We start from the raw sequence: 19,935 nt of genomic DNA on the forward strand, positions 1-19,935 counted from the left end.
GCAAGAAATGTAGTCCGGACCCATCGAGAGGACGGGAAACTGACATCAGGCGACGTGGCCGTCGCAACTACCGAAGGATCCGGCTTCAGTCGGATAATAGGTGGCCCGGAGTGGGTGCAGTTGTTTGGCGCCGGGGAGCGGTCAATCCAGCGTGCCGTCCGTCGAGAGGACGTTCGTCGGCGAAGACCGGTGCGATCTTGTTGTCGAATACCGTGAGGGCCGATCCGATGGACATATGCATGTCGAGGTATTTGTTGTTCCAACCACGGCCGCCGAAGAGGACGTTGTACTGGGACGCTTCCTGCTTTGCCACTCGCCTGTAGCGATCGAGCTTTTCCCGATCATCAGGCGTGTTGATCGGGTAGTACGGCTCATCTTCTTTCTCTGTCGCACAGGAGCTCTCCGACGTCCTGCGGCCCGCGATCACACCCGTCACCGAAGTTTCCGCGGACTCGATCGCCGCAGCGCCCCGCGAGAACGTCATGACCCTTCCCGGGCGCTGGCAGGCCATGATCGAGCACTACGACACCATGCCCGAACAGGCCTACACCTGGGCGAGTCGGATCAAATCCGAAGCACCGCAACATGACCCACAGCCGTTCGAGATCCGCTCCACGCCAAAGCCGGCCGCTCCGGAGCGAGAACTTGCCGACCTCGATACCATCAAGTTCCACACCCACTGGAGTCCAGAAGTCGACTACCAACTTGTGAACAGCCGCACCATCCCGCAACACAGCAGCAGACCAGAAGTACCGAGACTGTGAGCATCATCGGATACGCCCGCGTGTCCAACCTCGAACAAAACCCCGAACTGCAGCAACACACACTCCGCCAAGCCGTCGCAATCCGCATCTTCACCGTCTACGAATCAGGCTCCACAGCGCAGCGCCCCCAACTCGCCGAATGCCTGAACTACCTACGCGACCATGACGGCGATGTCCTCGGAGTCTGGAAACTCGACAGGCTCGGACGATCTATCCGCCAGGTCATCGACACCGTCCACACTCTTGGCGAAGGTGGCATCGCATTCCGTTCCCTCACAGAAGAATTCGACACTACTGCAGCAGGTGGAGAATTCCTCTTCCACATTATGGCGGCCCTTGCCCAAATGGAACGCCGCATGATCGTCGAACGCACCCACGCCGGCCTCGAAGCTGCCCGCCGGCAATGCAGACACGGCGGACGGCCCACCGTCATGATTCCCAAACGCATCGAACTTGCCCGCACCCTGCGCGAGCAGGGGAGAAGTCTCGACGCCATCGCCTTGACACTCGGCGTCGGCCGATCCTCCGTCAGTCGCGCACTCACATCGGAAGTCCGCCAGGACTGAACGCGACAAAGGTATCGCTCAGTCCCGCGGGTACTCGCTTAGCTCAACCCAACTGGAGAGAGTTCATTCCGTCAGGTGCCCGAAGAACTCTTCTGCGACAGCGGTCAGTTTTTCGTGTTCTCTCCGGGGCAGTCGCAGTGCGGCGGCCTCCAACTCAGCGGTCGGGGACGGGTCCGGTGAGTGGAATGTCGGTGGCCCGGACATCTACAGGTATCGCGACATCGTGGACTTGGCGTTCGCCGCGGTGGACAAGCGGCCCCGAATGGTCTCGGTCCCTGCCGGATTCGTCCGGCCTGTCATCTGGACCGCGGATCGCCTGGGGCCGCGCCCGTCGTCGCTGGCTCGATTCTTCATCGAAGGGCTCCAACGTGAGTCGGTGGGCGAGCGGACTGGCACTCACCGTCTGTCCGACTACTTCCGCGACCTCGTGTCAGCGGATCAGGAATCGTAATTGACCCTTTGCGCAGCGCATGACACTGCCAAGCCCTCACCCTGAGTAGTGCTGAGCCGTGCCTCGGGTGGTGAGGCGCTATCGCCTTCACACGATTGGAGCTGCGGAACAGGACATTTTCACGGAGAAACTTTCGCGGGGATAAACGAATCGATTCTGGTCGAACCCATGAGGGGAAACATGACTATCTTCTTCGACATCATGCTCGTACTCTGCGTCGTCTCCATAACAGTGTTTTCTGGATACGTTCTTTATCGCTTGGTGACAGACGAATCGAACCTGCGATAGCCAGTCGCTTCGACGTGTGGGTGCAGCGGGGGCCGATCGTCCTATAGATCCGCACCATCGCATGGGTTTCAGGGCGAGCCTCGCACGCAAGATGTGATATCCGCGAGTTTCGCCTGAATATAGGCACGCAGCACTTCTTTCTGTGCGATCTTCCCTGGTGCATGGCCTGGACCAACCCTCTGCTCATCGTTTGCCGCGTCAACCGACGTGGACGTGTGGCCGGCGGGACTGGTCGGGTTCGGCGCGGCGGAGGACCTCACGGGTCACGGGAGCGGTTTCGCCCTCACCGATGAACAGGAAGCGGAGCAGGTACATGATCGGGTTTCCCTCCGTCCACTCGAAGTAGACGTCGGGAATCACGCCGGTGATGTCTCTCGTCCGCAGGAGAACCGCCGCAATGGTGTTGGGGACGGCAGGGCTGTCGACCCAGAGAATCCGGTGCTCACCGCGCTGTCGGCCGTGGACGAGGAGGTCGGTGCTGAATTCGGAGGAGTCTGTGACGTTGACTTCGATGAAGATGATCGACTCCGCCTCCGGGATGTTGCTTTCGGCGCGCTGCTGCGATTCCTTCTGCCGATACTCGTCCTCGTCGAGACGGTCGACGTCGTGCGCCACCATCGCGAGGTAACCCTTCTCGGCTGCCTCGGCGATGAATTGCAGCGCGGTCTCGTCGAATTCGACGGAGGTTGCCCGTAGTTCGAAGGCTCGCGAGATCCGGGAAAGGAAGGACACCACCATGATCGCGGCGATGAAGAACGACGCCACTTTCACACCGTCTGGACGTTCGAAGATGTTCGCGATCGTCGTGTAGACGAACAAAACTGCGACAAAACTGAACCCCACGAACAGTTTTCGCTGACCGTGCTTACGAGCGGACAGTGCAACGGCGACGGTCGCCGACGAGATGAGCACGAGGACACCGGTTGCGTACGCGGAACTCTGAGCGTCGACACCGGCGTCGAAGTAGATCGTGACAGTGATGGCGATGACGCTGAACACGAGGACCAGCGGACGCACGGCTCGGGCCCACGACGGCGCCATGCCGTAGCGGGGGAGATACCTCGGAACAAGATTGAGCAACCCTGCCATTGCCGACGCACCGGCAAACCAGAGGATCAGGATCGTGCTGAGATCGTAGACAGTTCCGAAGATCTCACCCAGATAGTCGTGGGCCAGAAAGGCAAGCGCGCGACCGTTGGCAGCGCCTCCGGGTTGGAACTCGTTTTCTGGGATCAGGATGGTGGTGACCAGGCTCGACGTCAGCAGGAATCCGCTCATGATCAGCGCCGCAGTGGTGAGCAGGCGCCGCGCACCTTTGATGCGGCCACGTGGATTCTGTTCGGTGTCGTGCGGATCGCCCTTGATCTGCGGCATGACCGCGACGCCGGTTTCGAAGCCGGACAGACCGAGAGCCAACTTCGGGAAGACGATCAGCGCGATCAGGATCATCATCGCCGGGTTTCCGTGCTCGGTGGTCATGGCGCGCGTCCAGTCGGTGACCAACGACGGCGCGGTCGCGATGTGCCACAAACCTACGGAGATGACCACCACGTTCAAGGCGAGGTAGACGGCGACCAATCCGACCGCGATACCGATCGCTTCAGTGAATCCGCGGAGGAAGACCGCAGCGAGGAGCGCGAGCAGAACCAGGGTGACGGCGACGGTGTGTCCGGAGAGAAAGGTTGGAGCAAAAGGGTTCTCGACGAGGTGCGCCGTGGCATCAGCAGCCGAGAGCGTCATAGTGATGAGGAAATCGGTGGCCGCGAAGCCGAGAAGCACGAGAACGAAGATCTTGCCGCGCCACTTGGGCAGCAGCTTCTCGAGCATGGCGATCGAACCCTCGCCGTGCGGACTCTCGCGAGCCACTCGCCGGTAGACCGGTAGAGCGCCGAAGAGTGTCAGCAGGATCAATACGACTGTCGCGATGGGAGCCAACGTGCCGGCCGCCAGTGCCGCGATACCGGGTTGGTAACCGAGAGTGGAGAAGTAATCGACACCCGTCAGGCACATCACCTTCCACCACGGGTGGCGCTTCTCCTTCTTCGGCGCCATCCGGTGTGGCCCCAGATGTCCGGCTGGTTCCTCGGTGATGTCCGCGAGCAGCCAGGCCTCGGTGCGTTGTTTCACAGACGGAGCCGTGTTGTCGGCCGGGACCTCGTTGTCGGCTGCGGTCACCACGGCGTCACGGCTTCAGATAAACATCGTTGAGCGTGACAGTCCGCAGGTTTCGGCTCCGGATGATGTCCACCAGTTGCGGATACACGTGGGTCACGGGCAGATAGTTGAGGTGCCCGATCACGATGGCCCCCGGATTGAAGTACTGGTTCGCCATTTGGAGGATGTACTCCTCGGTGATCAACGAAGAATCCGACAGTGATCCGTACCAGAGGGTGGGCACGGTGTAGCCGACGCTCGCGGCCACGGAATCGACTGTCGCGTTGTGCCTTCCGTACGGCGGCCGAAAGTACGGCGCCGCGTCCACGCCGTAGGTGTTGCGCAGGAACGTGCCGTTCTTCGTCAGCTCGTCGGCGATCTGCTGTTTCGACACGGACGTCAGATCCGGGTGCGAGTAGGTGTGATTGCCGAGCTGAATTTGTCCGCTCTCGACCAGCGGTCTGAGAAGTCCGGCGTTTTCGGTCCACGAGTTGTATTGCCCGTTGACGAAGTACGTCAAACGGATGCCGGTGTCTTTTGCGAACTGTGTGTAGAGGCGCACGACTTCGGAGCTGGCTCCGTCGTCAACCGTCAGGGCAAACAGATCCCCACCGCCGGGTAACGCGGTCAACGATCCGCCGGCGGGCAGCGGCACCCGGGCAGACGGCGGTGGAGGCGGCAACAAGGCAGGCGGGAGATCCGGGACAGGGACGGGGTCGGTTGGTTCGTCGGCTGCAGCGATTGCCGTCCCGACCGAACGTGACGAACAAGCGGTTCCCATGGTCACCGCGGCGGTTCCGGTCAGAGTTGCTGCTGCGAGGGCACTGAGGAAGCGTCGGCGGTCCACAGGGCGGAGCCTAGAGCAGATTTGCCCTATTCGGACTTCATTCTCAGCGTTTTTTCAGCCAATGACCAGCCGTGTCCGGTATCGACAGGTTCTACTCAGGAACGGTGGATAGCGTGTCGGCCGTGGAACCGCGACCTCGACACTCGGCAACCAGGCACAGGCGTAGGCGTCAACCGCAGCGGTCGACGCTCTCGGTAGGGCGCAAGCTGGCGGCGGCGTCCCTGTCGACGACGATTCTGGTGGGCGTCGGAATCGGCTGGTACGTGCAGTCGGATCTGACGTCGGGGCTGTACCGGTCGGATGCGCTCTCCGCCCTCGGTGACGACGCCGGCAGTTCGCTCGACGGGGATACCAACATCTTGTTGATCGGGCTCGACAGTCGCAAGGCGATGGACGGCAGCGATCTGCCGGCAGAGTTCGTCACCGACAAGCTGCATGCGGGGGACAGCGATGTGGGTGGATACAACACGAACACGCTTATCCTGCTCCATGTTCCGGGCGATGGCGGCAAGGCCAGTGCGGTGGCGATCCCACGCGACGACTACGTCGCTGTTCCCGGCTACGGAATGGCCAAGATCAAGGAAGCGTACGGAATGGCGAAGGCTGAAGCGGACGCCAAACTCGTAGCGGACGGTGTGACGGATCCTGCTGCACGAGAACAGCAAGCGCGTGAAGTCGGTCGGCGGTCGACACTGACCACCGTGCAGAATCTGCTCAAGGTTCCGATCGATCACTTTGCCGAAGTGAACCTGATGGGCTTCTACGACGTCGTCTCGGCTATCGGCCCCGTTCAGGTGTGCCTCAACAATCCGGTGCAGGATGACTTCTCGGGCGCCAACTTCCCGGCCGGTGTTCAGACTCTCGATGCGTCACAGGCACTTTCGTTTGTCCGTCAACGCCACGGCCTGGACAACGGGGACTTGGATCGCACCCACCGGCAGCAGGCTTTCATCAGCGCGGTGATCGCCAACTTGAAGGGCTCCGGCGTCATCGGAAACATTCCGAAGATGACGGCGCTGGCCGACGTGGTGAAGAAGGACGTGGTGATCGATTCTGCCATGGATCCCGTCCGATTCGCTTCTCAGGCAAGCGCTCTCGCAGGTGGGAACATCGACTTCTACACCCTGCCCATCGAGGGATACGAGACCGTCGCCGGCCAGGACGTCAACATCGTCGATCCGGCGCGTCTGCGTAGTGAAGTGTCGCGGATCTTCGCGGGAGGTGACTCGGCATCTGCACCTGCGATGGACACTGCTGTCTCGACCGGGAACGAAGTTGTGGATATCCGCAACGGAACCGCGACGGACGGGTTGGGCGCCGCGTTGGCAGCGGCGATGAAAGCGTCGGGAGTCGAAGTCGGAGAGGTGAGCACCGCAGTTGCGACGGCAAAGTCGGTGGTCAGCTATGGAGTCGGCGCCAAAGCCGTCGCAGAGGCGCTGGCCGAGCAGTTGGGCGTGGCCGCAGTGCCTAACGAGCAGGCAGCGGCCGAATCAGTGTCTGTACTGATCGGTGAGGACAATGCGCAGACCGTGTTCTCGGCCGCTCCGGCGCAGTCGGACTCGTCGGTATCCGCCGGCACCGTTCCCGATACGGGAGCGCAGGGATCACCCATCCGGGCCGACGCGAATGGCGGCATCCCCTGTGTGGACTGACTCTCAGGTAATTCGCACCAAACTCACGCTGACTTCTTCGATCTGCGGGTCTACATTGGAGAAGTCGAACTCAGTCGGGTACTTCACCTTTGGGGTACCTGACTGAGATTGCGTAGTTGAAAGGATCACCGACATGGCTACAACAGCAGCGGTACAGAATCCGACACGCTCACGTGCCAGGACCATGTCCTTGTCCGAGTACGTGGCCGAGCATCCGGCGCAGCGCGTTTTCCCACCGACCAGTGAGCGGGCGGCCAGGATGGCGATGCTCATCATGTTCGCCCTGATGGCCGTCACCCTCGTCGTACTGGTACTTGACGAGGCAGGAATCTTCGGATGAAGGCAGCGGTCTTCGGCTGAGCCCGACCTTTAGTTACTCTTGAGTAATGACTGAACAGAAGAGCTGGAATGCGTTCACCGTCGAGCGCGAAGACAACATCGCCCAGGTGACGCTGATCGGGCCGAGCAAGGGCAACGCGATGGGGCCGGATTTCTGGAGTGAACTCCCCGAAATCTTCGCCGACCTCGACGCCGACCCCGAGGTGCGTGCAATCGTCATCGCCGGTTCCGGCAAGCACTTCTCGTTCGGACTGGACCTGCCGGCGATGAGCGGTGAATTCGGTGCCGTCCTCGCGGACAAGGCTCAGGCAGGCCCGCGCACCAAGTTCCACGACATGATCAAGCGCATGCAGTCGGGCATCAATGCCGTCGCAGATTGCCGCAAGCCCGTCGTCGCAGCTGTGCAGGGCTGGTGCATCGGCGGCGGCGTCGACCTGATCACGGCGGCGGACATCCGCTACGCAAGTGCCGATGCCAAGTTCAGCATCCGCGAGGTCAAGGTCGCGATCGTCGCAGACATGGGCAGCCTCGCGCGTCTGCCCGCGATCATCGGCGACGGACACCTGCGTGAGTTGGCTCTGACCGGCAAGGACATCGACGCAGCGCGCGCCGAGAAGATCGGCCTCGTCAACGACGTTTTCGAAGATGCCGACGCGGTACTGGCAGCGGCGCGCGCGACCGCCAAGGAGATTGCGCTCAACCCGCCGCTCGTCGTCCACGGGATCAAGGACGTGCTCGATCACACCCGCAGCGCGAGCGTGAACGACAGCCTTCGCTACGTCGCAGCCTGGAACGCGGCGTTCCTGCCTTCGCAGGATCTGACCGAGGCCATCACCGCCGTCTTCCAGAAGCGCCCGCCAGTCTTCCAGGGTGAGTAGGAACTGCAAGGGTGAGTAGGAACTGCAAGGGTGAGTAGGAACTGCAAGGGCGAGTAAAAACAGCACAAAAATCCCCGCACATCTTCCGATGTGCGGGGATTTTCGTTAGGCCTGAGAACTCGAGCTCAGTGACCGCCGTTGGCAGCGAGACGCTTGATCGAAGCCTCGATCTCGGCCTCTGCCTCGGCGCGGCCGACCCAGTTGGCTGCCTCGACGTGCTTGTTCGGCTCGAGGTCCTTGTAGTGGACGAAAAAGTGCTTGATCGCATCGAGCTCGAACTGTGAGATGTCACCCAGATCCTGGATGTGATCCCAGCGGGGGTCACCGGCCGGAACGCAGAGGACCTTGTCGTCTCCGCCGGCCTCGTCGACCATCTTGAACATCGCGACTGCGCGAGCCTCGACGATGACGCCGGGGAAGACCGACTCGGGGAGCAGGACCATGGCGTCGAGCGGATCGCCGTCCTCACCCAGGGTGTTTTCGATGAAGCCGTAGTCGGCCGGGTAGCCGAAAGCTGTGTAGAGGTAGCGATCGAGTTTGACGCGACCGGTTACGTGGTCGACCTCGTACTTGTTGCGCTGACCCTTGGGGATCTCGATGGTGACGTCGAACTCCACGCCGATTCCTCGCTGTCGTGTCGGTAATGATTCGTCGGAAGGATATCGGGTCAAGGATAAGGTTGCCTGACCACCCAGTAGGCAGAGCACAGACGGAGGGGCGTTGGCGGGCCAAGGAAAGAAGAAGATCGGCTCGTTGGAAGAGAGTCGACGGCGTAACTTCCGCATCCTTCTGGCGGTCGGTGCAGTGGTTGTACTGGCCGTCGCCGGAGTTGTCGTCGTGAAACTCGGTACGTCGAACGACACCGCGGGCAGCGCGACCGTGACTACGTCGCCGCAGCCTGCGCTCGTGACGCCGTCACCTCAGGTGGTGCCCGTCCCGACGGACGCACCGATCCCGAGCGCGTCGGGAATCGCAGCGGCGATCGGCCCGGCCGTGGCCAACCCGGATCTGGGGAAGTTCACCGGAGTAGTCGCTGATGCGCTCACCGGAAACATTCTCTGGAGCACGGACCCGTCGACGCCGATGACGCCCGCGTCCACGACGAAGGTGCTGACCGCATCGGCGGCACTGCTGAAGTTGCCGCTCGACCACCGGCTGTCCACGACTGTGGTGCCCGGAACGAGCCCCGGGCAGGTCGTTCTGGTCGGCGGCGGTGACCCGACGCTGACGGCGACGCCGAAGGGGCAGAGCGGGTACTACGCCAACGCAGCGCACATCGCGGATCTCGTCGACCAGATCAAGGCTGCCGGTACGCCGGTGAACAGCGTCGTGGTGGACTCGAGCTTGTTCAAGGGCGACAACATGGCCACCGGCTGGTTCCCCGCGGACATCGCGGCCGGTTACATCACCCCGATCGAATCGGTGATGATCGAAGGTGGTCGGTACGACGGCACTCAAGACGAGTCGCCGCGTTCGGAAACTCCCGCGTTGGACGCGGGCAAGGTGCTCGCTCAGGCGCTCGGTGTCGATCCCGCCAACGTGAGTCTCGGCGCGGCGCCTGCCGGTGCCAAGCCGATCGCCACCGTGCAGTCGGCGCCGCTGAGCGACCGGCTGCTGCAGATGATGGAACATTCCGACAACGTGCTCGCAGAGACCATCGGGCGTGAGGTCGCGATTGCCTCCGGAATCGAAGCTTCGTTCACCGGAGCCGTCGACGCGACCGGCAAGACCCTGCAGGCGGCCGGGTTCGACTACACCGGTGTATCGCTGCACGATTCCAGCGGACTGTCCGTCGACGATCTCATTCCCGCTCAGGTACTCGATCGCGTCATGACGGCTGCGGCCGGTGACGGTGATCCGAAACTGCGCCCCCTGCTGGACTACCTTCCGGTGGCCGGCGGAACAGGAAGTTTGTCCGACCGCTACGCGTCCGGAAACCGAACCGGTGCGGGTTGGGTGCGAGCCAAGACGGGAACTCTCTCAACGGCCAGCGCGTTGTCAGGGTTCGTGGTCGATCAGAACGGGCGAGTGCTCACCTTCGCACTGATGTCCAATGACCGGCCGCCAGAAGTGAGCCGTCCTGCCCTGGACGCGATTGCCGGAGCATTGAGGAATTGCGGGTGCCAATAGTGGCCGAAAAGACTCCACAAGACGATGAAGCCTCGGCTCCGCTCGGTGGTGCCGTCGACTGGAGTCTTGCCGCCAAAGCCGGGATAAAACTGGCGCGCGGCGGCCCCGCGATGTCTCGCTACACGGCCGAGACGGCAACCGCAGAACTCGCCGAAGCGTCCGAGCGCGCAGAACTGCCGGTTCGTGAAGTGACCGGGCTGGCCGACGGTCTACCGGTCCCGGCTGCTGACGTGCTTGACCGGGCCGGGTGGATCACGGCGGCCTCGCGGTCGATGGCACATCTCACCGGCGCCGACCCTGACGGCAGTGGCAATCTCATCGTCGGAAAGCCGGCGGGCCTGCAGGCCGGCGCCATGCTGGCGTACCTGTCTTCGGCGATCCTCGGGCAGTACGACCCGTTCACCGGCGAGCACGGCACCCTGCTTCTGGTCACACCGAACATCGTCTCCGTCGAACGGTCCCTTCGGCTGAACCCGAGTGACTTCCGGTTGTGGGTCTGCCTGCACGAGGTCACGCACCGGGTCCAGTTCTCGTCCTCGCCGTGGCTCGCGGAGTACATGAAGGAATCCGTCGAAACGCTTGGTGCGACGGTGGACGAGTCGATGACCGACGTTGTCGGGCGCCTTGCTGCAGAGCTGCGCTCGCGGAAGGAACCCGACTCCAGTGACGGTGCGACGGCGGGCGGCATCATCGGGCTGCTGCGCGCCTCGCAGGCGGAACCCCAGCGTGACGCGCTGGATCGGATGCTCGTACTCGGCACTCTCCTGGAAGGGCATGCAGACCACGTGATGGACGCCGTCGGCCCCGCAGTGGTGCCGTCGGTGGCAACTATCCGCGCGGCCTTCGACAAGCGTCGGCAGCGCAAGTCCAACCCCGTGCAGCGGATCATCAAGATGCTTCTCGGCATGGACGCCAAGATGGCGCAGTACGTGCGTGGCAAGGCCTTCGTCGACGCGGTAGTTCTCAAGGTCGGCATGGAGCAGTTCAACACCATCTGGACCGGGCCCGAGACCTTGCCGTTGCTCGACGAGATCGACAATCCCGACGCGTGGGTAAAGCGCGTTCTCGGCTAGATGCTGCTGCCTGAGACGCCTGCCCTCCTGGCGCTGCGACAGGCCGTGCGGGCATGGACGGTCGCATTCGAGCCACGACGCCGTGTGGTCGTCGCCCTGTCCGGGGGCACCGATTCATTGGCGTTGACCGCAGCAGCGGTGGCGGAAACCGATTCTGTCGACGCGTTGATCGTGGACCATCGGCTACAAGATGGTTCTGATGCCGTCGCGCGCTCGGCCGCAGACCAGGCGCTGGCGCTGGGTTGCCGGACCGCGACGGTGCTGACCGTCGACGTAGCCGAAGGTGGGAGTCTCGAAGCCGCTGCGCGTGAGGCTCGGTACAGCGCTCTGCGCGACGCCAGGACTGACCTCCCGGTTCTGCTCGGACACACGCTCGACGATCAAGCCGAGACCGTCCTTCTCGGACTGTCCCGCGGGTCCGGTGGGCGATCGATTCAGGGTATGGCTGCATTCGACGCCCCCTGGGGACGGCCGCTACTCGGCATCCGTCGGTCGGTGACCAGGGCGGCCTGCGTCGACCTGGGCATCACGCCGTGGGAGGACCCGCACAACAACAATCCCGAGTTCACTCGCGTGCGTCTGCGGCACGAGGCGTTGCCGCTGCTCGAAGAAATTCTCGGCGGGGGAGTTGCCGAGGCGTTGGCCCGAACCGCGACGCAGTTGCGTGAGGACGGTGAGGCGCTCGACGAGTACGCCGAGGCCCTACTCCTACGGGTTGTCGTCGACGGGGAAGTGGAAGTGGACACACTTGCCGAAGCGCCCACCGCAATCCGTCGACGCGCTCTGCGCGCCTGGCTGCTGCAGGGCGGCGCAAAAGCATTGACGGACAAACAGTTACGGGCGGTCGACGCCCTGGTGACCGACTGGCGGGGGCAAGGCGGCGTCGCGATCGGGGGCGGAACACCGGAGGCGAGGTTGGTGGCGGCCCGGCGACGTGGCAGGCTGATCCTCGGATTCGAAGACCGACGAAGGGTTTGACGCGTGTACGAGGGCGACATCGCATCGGTACTGATCTCCGAAGAACAGATCCGTGCACGAACGGCGGAACTGGCTGAGGACATCGCCAAGCGTTACCCGGCAGGCGCCCCCGAAGGGGATCTCCTGCTGATCGGCGTCCTCAAGGGAGCGGTCTTCTTCATGACCGACTTCGCCCGCGCGCTGCCGATCCCGTCGCAGATGGAATTCATGGCCGTGAGCTCCTACGGATCCTCGACCTCGTCTTCGGGCGTCGTCCGCATCCTCAAGGACCTCGACAAGGACATCGCCGGTCGCCACGTGCTGATCGTCGAGGACATCATCGACTCCGGTCTCACGCTGTCGTGGCTGATGCGCAACCTCAAGACACGTAATCCCGCTTCGCTCGAGGTCGTCACCCTGCTCCGTAAGCCGGATGCGGTCAAGATCGACGTCGACGTCCGCGACGTGGGCTTCGACATCCCCAACGAGTTCGTCGTCGGTTACGGCCTCGACTACGCCGAGCGGTACCGCGATCTGCCGTACATCGGCACCCTGGACCCCGAGGTCTACGGCGGCTGAGCCTGCTCGCCGGTTAGAACTCTTCACATTTCGGCACCTCTGCATCAGTCCGCCGAACGGACGACAGACAGGTCTCCGAGGCGTCGCTAGATTCACGGAATGCGCTATCGACGGCTTATTCGGTGACCCTTCCGCCACCACCGCCACCGCCACCACCGCCCCCGCCTGGTGGGGAGCAGCAGTACTGGAGTGCCCAACCGCAGGGCGTTCTGTACCAACCTCCGACCACAAACGGCCTCGCAATTGCCGCCCTGGTCGGGGCGCTCGTGCTGGCGCCGGTCGGCATTGTGCTCGGCCACATTTCGCTGGCGCAGATCAAACGAACCGGTGAGCAGGGGCGAGGACTTGCAATCGCCGGTCTGGTCATCGGCTACATCTTCACCGCGCTTCTGGTGCTGTCGATCGTGTGGATGTTTCTCATTGCCAATGCAGTCACCCGCGCGTTCGACGACTACGACAGCGCGTCTTCTCTCTACTACACATCTGAATCGTCGAGTACGACTTATCCGACGTATGCGACCACCACATCCCGGACGGTGGCGCCGACGTACAGCGGAAGCGACACGGCGTCGGTCATCGCCAATGCCTCGGTAGGTGACTGCGTCGTACGAAGGCTCGGGGCAGACAAGGGCGACGGGACCAGCGAGACATACGTCAGTCCGGTCTCATGCAGCTCGAGCAGCGCCACTCACCGGGTAGTCAGCCGCGGCACGTCCACATCTTCGTGCACCGCCGATTGGGTTCGCAAAGAGAGTCCTGTCGTAGTGCTTTGCCTAGCGGACGAATGATCGACAGAGGGAGACACAACCGATGACGTTGCCGCCCCCGCCCCCACCTCCCCCACCACCCCCACCTTCACCACCGCAGGCTCTGGTTGCCGGACATCCTCCGCCCTCTCGATCTCGTGGCCGAGGATGGATTGTTGCCGTTGCAGCCCTTACCGCCGTCGCGGCCCTCGCCGCAGGCGCCGTCACCGTTGTCACGATTCTCCGGTCGGGAGACACCGATGGACCGGTGGCAGGCCAGCTGGTCAACACTTACCCGACGCAGCCGACGCCAGGGTGGTCGTTGGACGTTGACGAGGTTCTGCCGGGCGGAAGATTTCTGTGGCCGGATTCGCTCGGTGCGAGCTATGGAACGGCGAGATTCATCGCCGTGGGACAGACTCTGATCACTACGGTCGGTCCACAGCAGGGCCAGCAGTCCCAACTTGTTGCAGTCGACGCCGAGAGCGGATCCATTCGATGGCAAACGCCGGTCGCCGGCACGGTGTCGTGTGCGACCACCGCGATCGATGCAGCCCTACCTTGTGTCGTCAGGAACCCTGGTGGAACAGCTCGAGTCGTTTCCTTCTCGCTCGACTCGGGGGCGATTCGTTCGAGTGTCGACACCGATACGGCCACCTTGGTCGAGGTTTCCGACGGAGCGGTCTTCACTGTCGGCGGTAGCCAGTCCGGGCTGGTGATTTCGCGCGGAACCCCCACCGACCTCGATGCGGCGTGGACAACGACAACTCCACCGGAAACCGACTGCGTCGGATCCGGCGATTCGCATTCTTTCGAGATCGTCGACGGCATCGTCTATTACTCGAGCATCGGATCTACGGCGCTCAACGCGGTCGATGGCGCACTGCTTTCGAATCCGAATCTGGGTGGCTACGAGGCACTTCCAGGACAAGGTTTTGCCGGCGTCCTCTGTGCGATGCCATTTGCGTCGGACGGATACTCCAGCATCGTGTCCGACCGTGACGGTGCCGAGAGATTTAGAGTTGACGAAGACGCACCGGCATCACCGTGGCTTGTCTCGGCATCGAAATCTCGTCCGTACATCGGCTCGCACGGTGCCTACGACATGAACGACGGCACCGAGCTGTGGTCGGTCATCGGCGGAGACCACTTCTCGCTACGCCGGATCGTCGGCGACATCGTGTTGGGCAACGACTCGGACACGCTCTCGGCCTACCGAATCGACACCGGGGAACAGTTGTGGTCGACCAAGATCGGCGACTACTTCTCTTACTCGGTCTCGGACGGTGAGCGAATTCTCGTCCATCCTAACGACGGCAGGGTACTCGCCGTCGAACTCGACGACGGCTCTGTCAGTTGGTCCCTCGATTCCCACACCAACCACTGGTCTTGGTCGAAGGCCCACGACGGACTCGCCTCGATCTCCAATGACAGATTCCTCTACTACCCACCGACCGGCGGACCGTCAGGAGCACCGGGCAGGCTGCCCGCTGTCCCTGAATTCGACGGAGGCAACGAGTACGTCACGAAATGCGGCCGGACACCGACCCTGACGCCGGTTGAATACCGCACGCAGGCAGAGGGTCTCGTCGTTCTAATGGAAATGAAAGCATCATGCCCCGGCGGAGACATCGTCTCCACCGACGCGCTTCGTGTATCGATCACCGACACCGGCCAGAGCGTTGCATCGGCGGTGTTCGACTTCTCCGATGCGCCGATCTATCTTCCCCGAACCGATGGGACGAACACGACGAACTCGATCCAGCGCGAGTTCCTGTACGACCTCGGTAGCTTCTGGAGGCTGCCGAACACTCTCGGTGAGTCTTCGAGTCTGACCAATTCGAGAGCGTCAGGTGCTCAACTCGTCGAATGCGAGGACGACGGGACGAGTGATACCAGCCTGACATCCGGGCCGGCATCGCGAAGTGACACCAATACGCCGATCCGACCCACACGTAGCGCGCAGCCGACAACGGGCGACGTCGAATCTGCGAGTCTCGACGCCCTCCGGGCTCAGGCCGACGCCGATCGCCCCTTTGTGATCGGTGACCTCGCGAACAGGTGGGTGGCTCAGATCTCCTCCAAGCGGGTCGGACTCGATGCGGCGGATATCAATGGCGCTCAGGTGCATTGGACTGCTGCCCAGATCCTGCGACAGCATCTCGAACTTCGTCTCATGTATCCGGAGGTGCGTCTGCTCTGGAGTGACGAATGGCGGACCTTCGATCTCCGGGGTTGGTGGATAACCGTCGCAGGCTTGACGTTTGCGGATGCGGATGCGGCCAACGGGTGGTGCGATTCGAAGCGGATTGCCAACGATCAATGCTTCGCCAAGATCGTCAGCAACGATCGCGATTCGTCGGGGACCACCAAATATCGGCGATAGTGCCTGACCCGTTCGGCGCACTTCCCACATCTGAGGAGCTTGGCGAATGACCGAAGACAACTCGCGTCAACCCGGTGAACCATCAATAAGCAGTTCGCCTCAGTCGCACGGCATGTATCCACCGCCACAGAGCTATTCACCGACGCGATCTGCGTTCGTGGATATTCGGATCGGTGACTACACCCGCGACGGGACAGCCGCGGCACTGCTGTTCGTGTCGCTCTTCTTACCGTGGAGTGCGACCGTCGGAATAGCCCGCGTCGGTTCGAGTGCTCTTGTGCTGCTTCTGGTTCTGCCGACACTGCTGTCGCTGGCGTCGCTGTTACTGCCGTACGTGGCGCGACTCGGAATGCTCGGGCCGAATTGGAATGTCGGGCAGATACGTGTGCTGCGTCTGGTGGCCAACGGACCCCTCATTGCCACTGTTGTGGGTCTTGTCGTCTACGACGTCATTCGTGGAATGTTCCGATTCAGTGAGAGTTCGAGTATTTTCACCGGCAACGGGGTTGGCGCTGGAGCGTGGTTCGGGCTTGCCGGCGCCCTGCTCGCAGCTCAACCGCGCGCGGCCGAAATTCGCATCGACCCTCGAACCGCGCCGCGATGGTTGGCGTTGGTGAAGCCGCTTGTGTTTGTGGCTTGGGGGTCGTCAGTGGCCTCGGCGCTACTCGCGCTGATCTACATCCTGGTCTCCGTCAGTCGCTACCGATATTACGACGGGCCGCAGACATTCGAGAGCCTGATCGTTCTCTTCGTGTCGTCGGCCGTTCCGATCGTCGTGGTGGGTGTTGCGGCAGTCGGTCTCGCCAGACGGTTTGCGTCCTGGCGCCTCACCATCGCCGCGCTCGGCATCGCTCTCCTCGCAGCCGGATTACTCCACTCGATCAGCGAGGGCACAAGTGTCGAGCTGTTCCACACGGTCACGGCTAGTCCCTACTACGGCATCACGTTCTTGATTGCCGCAGCCGCAATTACATTCATTCCATTCGGTGTTGCGTCCGTCGGCGACGGGACGCACCCCGGATACGTCTGGCTCGCAGCGGCACGAAACGGCATGCTGTTGATCGCGGTGTGGAGCTTCGGTGTTGGATTCTCTCAGATCGCAATGGCAGCAACGCAATTTGGCATCGTGCCGTGGGGAGATGCGTTAGTGCTCGCTGTTCTCGCGATACTCTTCGGGATTCTTGCCGTTGTCGGAGTCAGATCACTGTCGCTTCGGTATTCTTCGCTCGACCCTCGCCCGTCACGCGAGGTCGGTCTCGGAGTCTGTCTCGGCTTGCTCGTCCTGATGATCGCTCGTCTCGTGGTGCAGTCGGCCATGTATGGCGAAATATATTACAGTGCATGGATATTCGATCTCGCCATGGCGATGCTGGTGGTTCTGGTTGCTCTCGCTCTCACAGTCTCACCGGCTGTTCGGAATTTGTATGCGGGGGTGCAACTGTTCGCGTCGGCCACCACGGTTACAGCTGCGATACCGAATCTCGGACAGCCCGTTCGGCCTTCGGGGTGTGCTCTCGAGGCTGCGGATCCGCGGACTCCGGCGGCGGTGCTGTTCGAGATTGCGTCGAGTTCGCCGGAGTTGCGGCCGGCGATTGCTGCGAATCCGTCGACGTACGACGATCTTGTGACGTGGCTCGAAGCGCTGGGTGATCCTGCTGTGGATGCAGCGTTGGACCGAAGGGCTGCTGGGCAATTCGGTCTACCTGAACCTGAACCTGAACCTGGCCGTGTGCCCGTGCCTGCGCCGGTGCCCGTGCCCGTGCAGTCTTCGAGACGTGCTCTCGAGGCTGCGGATCCGCGGACTCCAGCGGCGGTGCTGTTCGAGATCGCGTCGAGTTCGCCGGAGTTGCGGCCGGCGATCGCTGCGAATCCGTCGACGTACGACGATCTTGTGACGTGGCTCGAAGCGCTGGGTGATCCTGCTGTGGATGCAGCGTTGGACCGAAGGGCTGCCGGGCAATTCGGTCTACTCGGACCCGAACCCGAACCTGCGACCGAGACGTTCATTTCGAGCGGACCGGAGTCCAGCTCCAGCGGCGAAATTGTGCAACCGTTCGCACCGCGATCGGCCGTGCCGCAATTTGCCGTGCCGCCACCGGACCCGGGGTATGGGCCGACCGGCGTTCCACTCCGGCCTGGTGGGTTTCGGCCGGCCGGAGCCGGGATACGAGTTGCCGCCCGGTTCATCGATTTTGTCATTCTCGCAGTTGTGTCGGTCGTCGGCGGAATGATCTCCACCGCGACGCTCGGAAACGGATTCGACTTCGATTCCTACCGGACAAGTTCGGGTCTGATCGGCCTCATGATCGGGATCGGTTCGATCGTGTACTTCGTATGGGGAGAGTCGGCATTCGGGGTAACCCTGGGCAAACTCGCCCTCGGAATAGGCGTTCGCTCGGTAGGAGGTGCGCGTCCGGCCCTGGCGCAGTCCTTCAAACGGAATGCATTCGTGATCCCCATGTACCTCGGATCGGCTGTTTCGGCGTTGGCCATGCTCGGTAGTGGTGACGAGCTCGTCGGCATGCTGAATTCGATGTCGTTGGGCAGTGTCGCGAGCATTCTCGGTTCTCTGGTAACAGTCGCTATTTCGATCGCGATCATCGTTTCGATCAGTAGCGCACCGGACGTCCGCGGCTTCCACGATCGGATGGCTGATGCCGTCGTCGTGGTCACCAGGCAGTGAGCGAGCACGCTTCGAGTGAAACAAGCACACCTTCAGGGCGTCAGCAGCTTCTTCTGGACCTTGCCCATAGCGTTGCGCGGCAAGCTGTCCACCAGACAAACCTGGCGTGGGCGCTTGTGGATCGACAGTGATTCGGCGACGAAGTCCGAAACCACAGCGCAGTCGGCTACGTCGCCGACGATGAAGGCGACTATGCGCTGGCCGAGATCGTCGTCCGGCATACCGACGACGGCGGCCTCGCGAACGCCGGGGTATGCCAGAAGTGCCTGTTCCACCTCGCCGGCACCGATGCGGTATCCACCGGACTTGATCATGTCGACCGACTCGCGACCTACGATGCGGTGGAATCCGCTGTCGTCGATCACCGCGATGTCGCCGGTGCGGAACCAGCCGTCTTCGGTCATGGATTCCGCTGTCTTCGAGGGGTTCCCGAGGTACTCGTCGAAGAGAACGGCGCCCGCAACTTCCAGTTGCCCAAGCTGCTCTCCGTCGTGCGCCGACAATTCGCCGTTCTCGCCGCGCAACCTCGTCCTGACTCCCGGAACGGCGTGCCCGACCCAACCCGGGCGACGTTCGCCGTCGTGCGTCGTGCTGACGGTGATGAGGGTTTCACTCATTCCGTAGCGCTCGACGGGAGCCAACCCGGTCAGCGATTTCATCCGCTCGAACAATGGAACCGGAAGTGGTGCACTTCCGGACACGAGCAAGCGCGCGGATCGCAATGCTGCTGCCGCCGAGGGATCACCGCACACGCGTGACCAGACGGTCGGAACACCGAAGTACAACGAGCCACCCGCTGCGGCATACGAATCCGGAGTTGGTCTGACGGTATGAATCAGCGGCGAACCCACGCGCAAGGCGCCCAACACGCCGAGAATCAACCCGTGGACGTGGAAGAGGGGCAGTCCGTGGACGAGTGTGTCCTCTGGCGTCCAATTCCACACATGAGCGAGCGCGTCGAGATCCGCTGCGATCGATGCTCGCGAGAGGACAACGCCTTTCGGAGCTCCGGTGGTTCCCGAGGTGTACATGATCAGTGCAGTAGCTGCCGCACTCGGTTCGGGATAGGACGTCGCGGATCGCGCGTGAATATCGATGGGAATCAACGGGATACTCGAATCCGTCGGCCCTTCTCCGAGTATCAGTTCGGCCTTGGAATCGGCGATGATGTGCTGACGTTCGAGCGGGCCGGAGTCGGGCGGGATCGGGACCACGGCAACACCGGCGATCAGTGCGCCGGCGACGGCGACCACTGTCTCGAGGCCGGCGGCGGCTTGTACTGCCACTCGCTGTGCACCATGGATTCGATCGGCGACCGCGGTGGCGGCGGCAAACAAGTCGGCGCGAGAGAGGGTTGCGCCTTCGCCGAAACTGACCGCCGCTCCGTGATCGTCGAAGATGCGGGGGTCGAGGGAGCGCAGAAGTGTGGATTCGCTGTTCAT

17 protein-coding genes and 1 pseudogene are annotated in these 19,935 nt (G+C 62.6%); 13 read left to right on the forward strand and 5 right to left on the reverse strand.

What is annotated here, in order from left to right; translation table 11 throughout:
* Nucleotides 1–85: 85 nt before the first annotated feature.
* Nucleotides 86–403, reverse strand: a pseudogene (locus P0M12_RS15530) (UDP-galactopyranose mutase); the annotation flags it as partial.
* Nucleotides 404–482: 79 nt separating this feature from the next.
* Between P0M12_RS15530 and P0M12_RS15535 the strand changes: the two are divergent.
* The 3 genes from P0M12_RS15535 to P0M12_RS15545 all read left to right on the forward strand — a co-directional run bounded on the left by P0M12_RS15535 (nt 483) and on the right by P0M12_RS15545 (nt 1,781).
* Entirely contained in the window at nt 483–764 is a 282-nt protein-coding gene (locus tag P0M12_RS15535) for a hypothetical protein (RefSeq protein WP_228401843.1), read from the forward strand.
* Nucleotides 761–1,330, forward strand: a complete 570-nt coding sequence (locus P0M12_RS15540; RefSeq protein ID WP_228401844.1) for a recombinase family protein — start codon at nt 761–763, stop codon at nt 1,328–1,330. Before P0M12_RS15535 ends, P0M12_RS15540 begins: the two co-directional genes overlap by 4 nt.
* Before the next feature lie 223 nt (nt 1,331–1,553).
* Entirely contained in the window at nt 1,554–1,781 is a 228-nt protein-coding gene (locus tag P0M12_RS15545; RefSeq protein ID WP_228401845.1) for a hypothetical protein, read from the forward strand.
* 486 nt (nt 1,782–2,267) lie between these two features.
* On the opposite strand, the gene P0M12_RS15550 is transcribed toward P0M12_RS15545, so the two are convergent.
* Nucleotides 2,268–4,247 carry an amino acid permease gene (locus P0M12_RS15550; protein ID WP_078377438.1) on the reverse strand — a complete coding sequence of 660 codons (1,980 nt, stop codon included), beginning with the start codon at nt 4,245–4,247 and terminating at the stop codon, nt 2,268–2,270.
* Nucleotides 4,248–4,251: 4 nt separating this feature from the next.
* Entirely contained in the window at nt 4,252–5,070 is an 819-nt protein-coding gene (locus P0M12_RS15555; protein WP_007727026.1) for a polysaccharide deacetylase family protein, read from the reverse strand.
* A 122-nt stretch (nt 5,071–5,192) separates the two neighbouring features.
* Between P0M12_RS15555 and P0M12_RS15560 the strand changes: the two genes are divergently transcribed.
* From P0M12_RS15560 to P0M12_RS15570, 3 genes are all read left to right on the forward strand, one after another.
* On the forward strand, nt 5,193–6,722 hold the full coding sequence (locus P0M12_RS15560) for an LCP family protein (protein ID WP_277376541.1): 1,530 nt from the start codon (nt 5,193–5,195) through the stop codon (nt 6,720–6,722).
* Nucleotides 6,723–6,855: 133 nt separating this feature from the next.
* Nucleotides 6,856–7,062: a hypothetical protein gene (locus tag P0M12_RS15565; RefSeq protein WP_124568973.1), complete on the forward strand. Its 207-nt coding sequence runs from the start codon at nt 6,856–6,858 to the stop codon at nt 7,060–7,062.
* Nucleotides 7,063–7,108: 46 nt separating this feature from the next.
* On the forward strand, nt 7,109–7,939 hold the full coding sequence (locus tag P0M12_RS15570) for a crotonase/enoyl-CoA hydratase family protein (protein ID WP_007727023.1): 831 nt from the start codon (nt 7,109–7,111) through the stop codon (nt 7,937–7,939).
* 125 nt (nt 7,940–8,064) lie between these two features.
* Here the strand turns inward: P0M12_RS15570 and P0M12_RS15575 are convergent, their stop codons facing one another.
* Nucleotides 8,065–8,556, reverse strand: a complete 492-nt coding sequence (locus P0M12_RS15575) for an inorganic diphosphatase (RefSeq protein ID WP_003941181.1) — start codon at nt 8,554–8,556, stop codon at nt 8,065–8,067.
* A 103-nt stretch (nt 8,557–8,659) separates the two neighbouring features.
* On the opposite strand from P0M12_RS15575, the gene dacB reads away from it, so the two are divergent.
* From dacB to P0M12_RS15610, 7 genes are all read left to right on the forward strand, one after another.
* Nucleotides 8,660–10,069, forward strand: coding sequence for a D-alanyl-D-alanine carboxypeptidase/D-alanyl-D-alanine-endopeptidase (gene dacB / locus P0M12_RS15580; RefSeq protein ID WP_050656873.1), 1,410 nt, complete (start codon nt 8,660–8,662; stop codon nt 10,067–10,069).
* Nucleotides 10,069–11,142 carry a zinc-dependent metalloprotease gene (locus P0M12_RS15585; RefSeq protein ID WP_047269664.1) on the forward strand — a complete coding sequence of 358 codons (1,074 nt, stop codon included), beginning with the start codon at nt 10,069–10,071 and terminating at the stop codon, nt 11,140–11,142. The genes dacB and P0M12_RS15585 overlap by 1 nt, the downstream gene beginning before the upstream one ends.
* Nucleotides 11,143–12,120, forward strand: a complete 978-nt coding sequence (tilS, locus tag P0M12_RS15590; protein WP_050656872.1) for a tRNA lysidine(34) synthetase TilS — start codon at nt 11,143–11,145, stop codon at nt 12,118–12,120.
* Between the two features lie 3 nt (nt 12,121–12,123).
* Nucleotides 12,124–12,678 (forward strand): hypoxanthine phosphoribosyltransferase, encoded by a 555-nt coding sequence (gene hpt / locus P0M12_RS15595; protein WP_003941159.1) that lies wholly within the window; start codon nt 12,124–12,126, stop codon nt 12,676–12,678.
* 122 nt (nt 12,679–12,800) lie between these two features.
* Nucleotides 12,801–13,466 carry a DUF4190 domain-containing protein gene (locus P0M12_RS15600; protein WP_020968343.1) on the forward strand — a complete coding sequence of 222 codons (666 nt, stop codon included), beginning with the start codon at nt 12,801–12,803 and terminating at the stop codon, nt 13,464–13,466.
* 22 nt (nt 13,467–13,488) lie between these two features.
* Nucleotides 13,489–15,810 (forward strand): PQQ-binding-like beta-propeller repeat protein, encoded by a 2,322-nt coding sequence (locus tag P0M12_RS15605; protein WP_277376542.1) that lies wholly within the window; start codon nt 13,489–13,491, stop codon nt 15,808–15,810.
* Nucleotides 15,811–15,856: 46 nt separating this feature from the next.
* Nucleotides 15,857–18,493 carry an RDD family protein gene (locus P0M12_RS15610; protein ID WP_277376543.1) on the forward strand — a complete coding sequence of 879 codons (2,637 nt, stop codon included), beginning with the start codon at nt 15,857–15,859 and terminating at the stop codon, nt 18,491–18,493.
* A 32-nt stretch (nt 18,494–18,525) separates the two neighbouring features.
* Here P0M12_RS15610 and P0M12_RS15615 read toward each other — a convergent pair whose 3' ends face one another.
* On the reverse strand, nt 18,526–19,935 hold the full coding sequence (locus P0M12_RS15615; protein ID WP_064075114.1) for an acyl-CoA synthetase: 1,410 nt from the start codon (nt 19,933–19,935) through the stop codon (nt 18,526–18,528).

Source organism: Rhodococcus sp. RCBS9, from assembly GCF_029457415.1.
Classification (GTDB): domain Bacteria; phylum Actinomycetota; class Actinomycetes; order Mycobacteriales; family Mycobacteriaceae; genus Rhodococcus_F; species Rhodococcus_F qingshengii.

Coding starts and splice junctions, on each gene's coding strand:
- P0M12_RS15535 (WP_228401843.1), top strand. CDS start 483: ATGACCCTTCCCGGGCGCTGGCAGGCCATGATCGAGCACTACGACACC.
- P0M12_RS15565 (WP_124568973.1), top strand. CDS start 6,856: ATGGCTACAACAGCAGCGGTACAGAATCCGACACGCTCACGTGCCAGG.
- P0M12_RS15570 (WP_007727023.1), top strand. CDS start 7,109: ATGACTGAACAGAAGAGCTGGAATGCGTTCACCGTCGAGCGCGAAGAC.
- tilS (WP_050656872.1), top strand. CDS start 11,143: ATGCTGCTGCCTGAGACGCCTGCCCTCCTGGCGCTGCGACAGGCCGTG.
- P0M12_RS15605 (WP_277376542.1), top strand. CDS start 13,489: ATGACGTTGCCGCCCCCGCCCCCACCTCCCCCACCACCCCCACCTTCA.
- P0M12_RS15610 (WP_277376543.1), top strand. CDS start 15,857: ATGACCGAAGACAACTCGCGTCAACCCGGTGAACCATCAATAAGCAGT.
- P0M12_RS15615 (WP_064075114.1), bottom strand. CDS start 19,935: ATGAACAGCGAATCCACACTTCTGCGCTCCCTCGACCCCCGCATCTTC.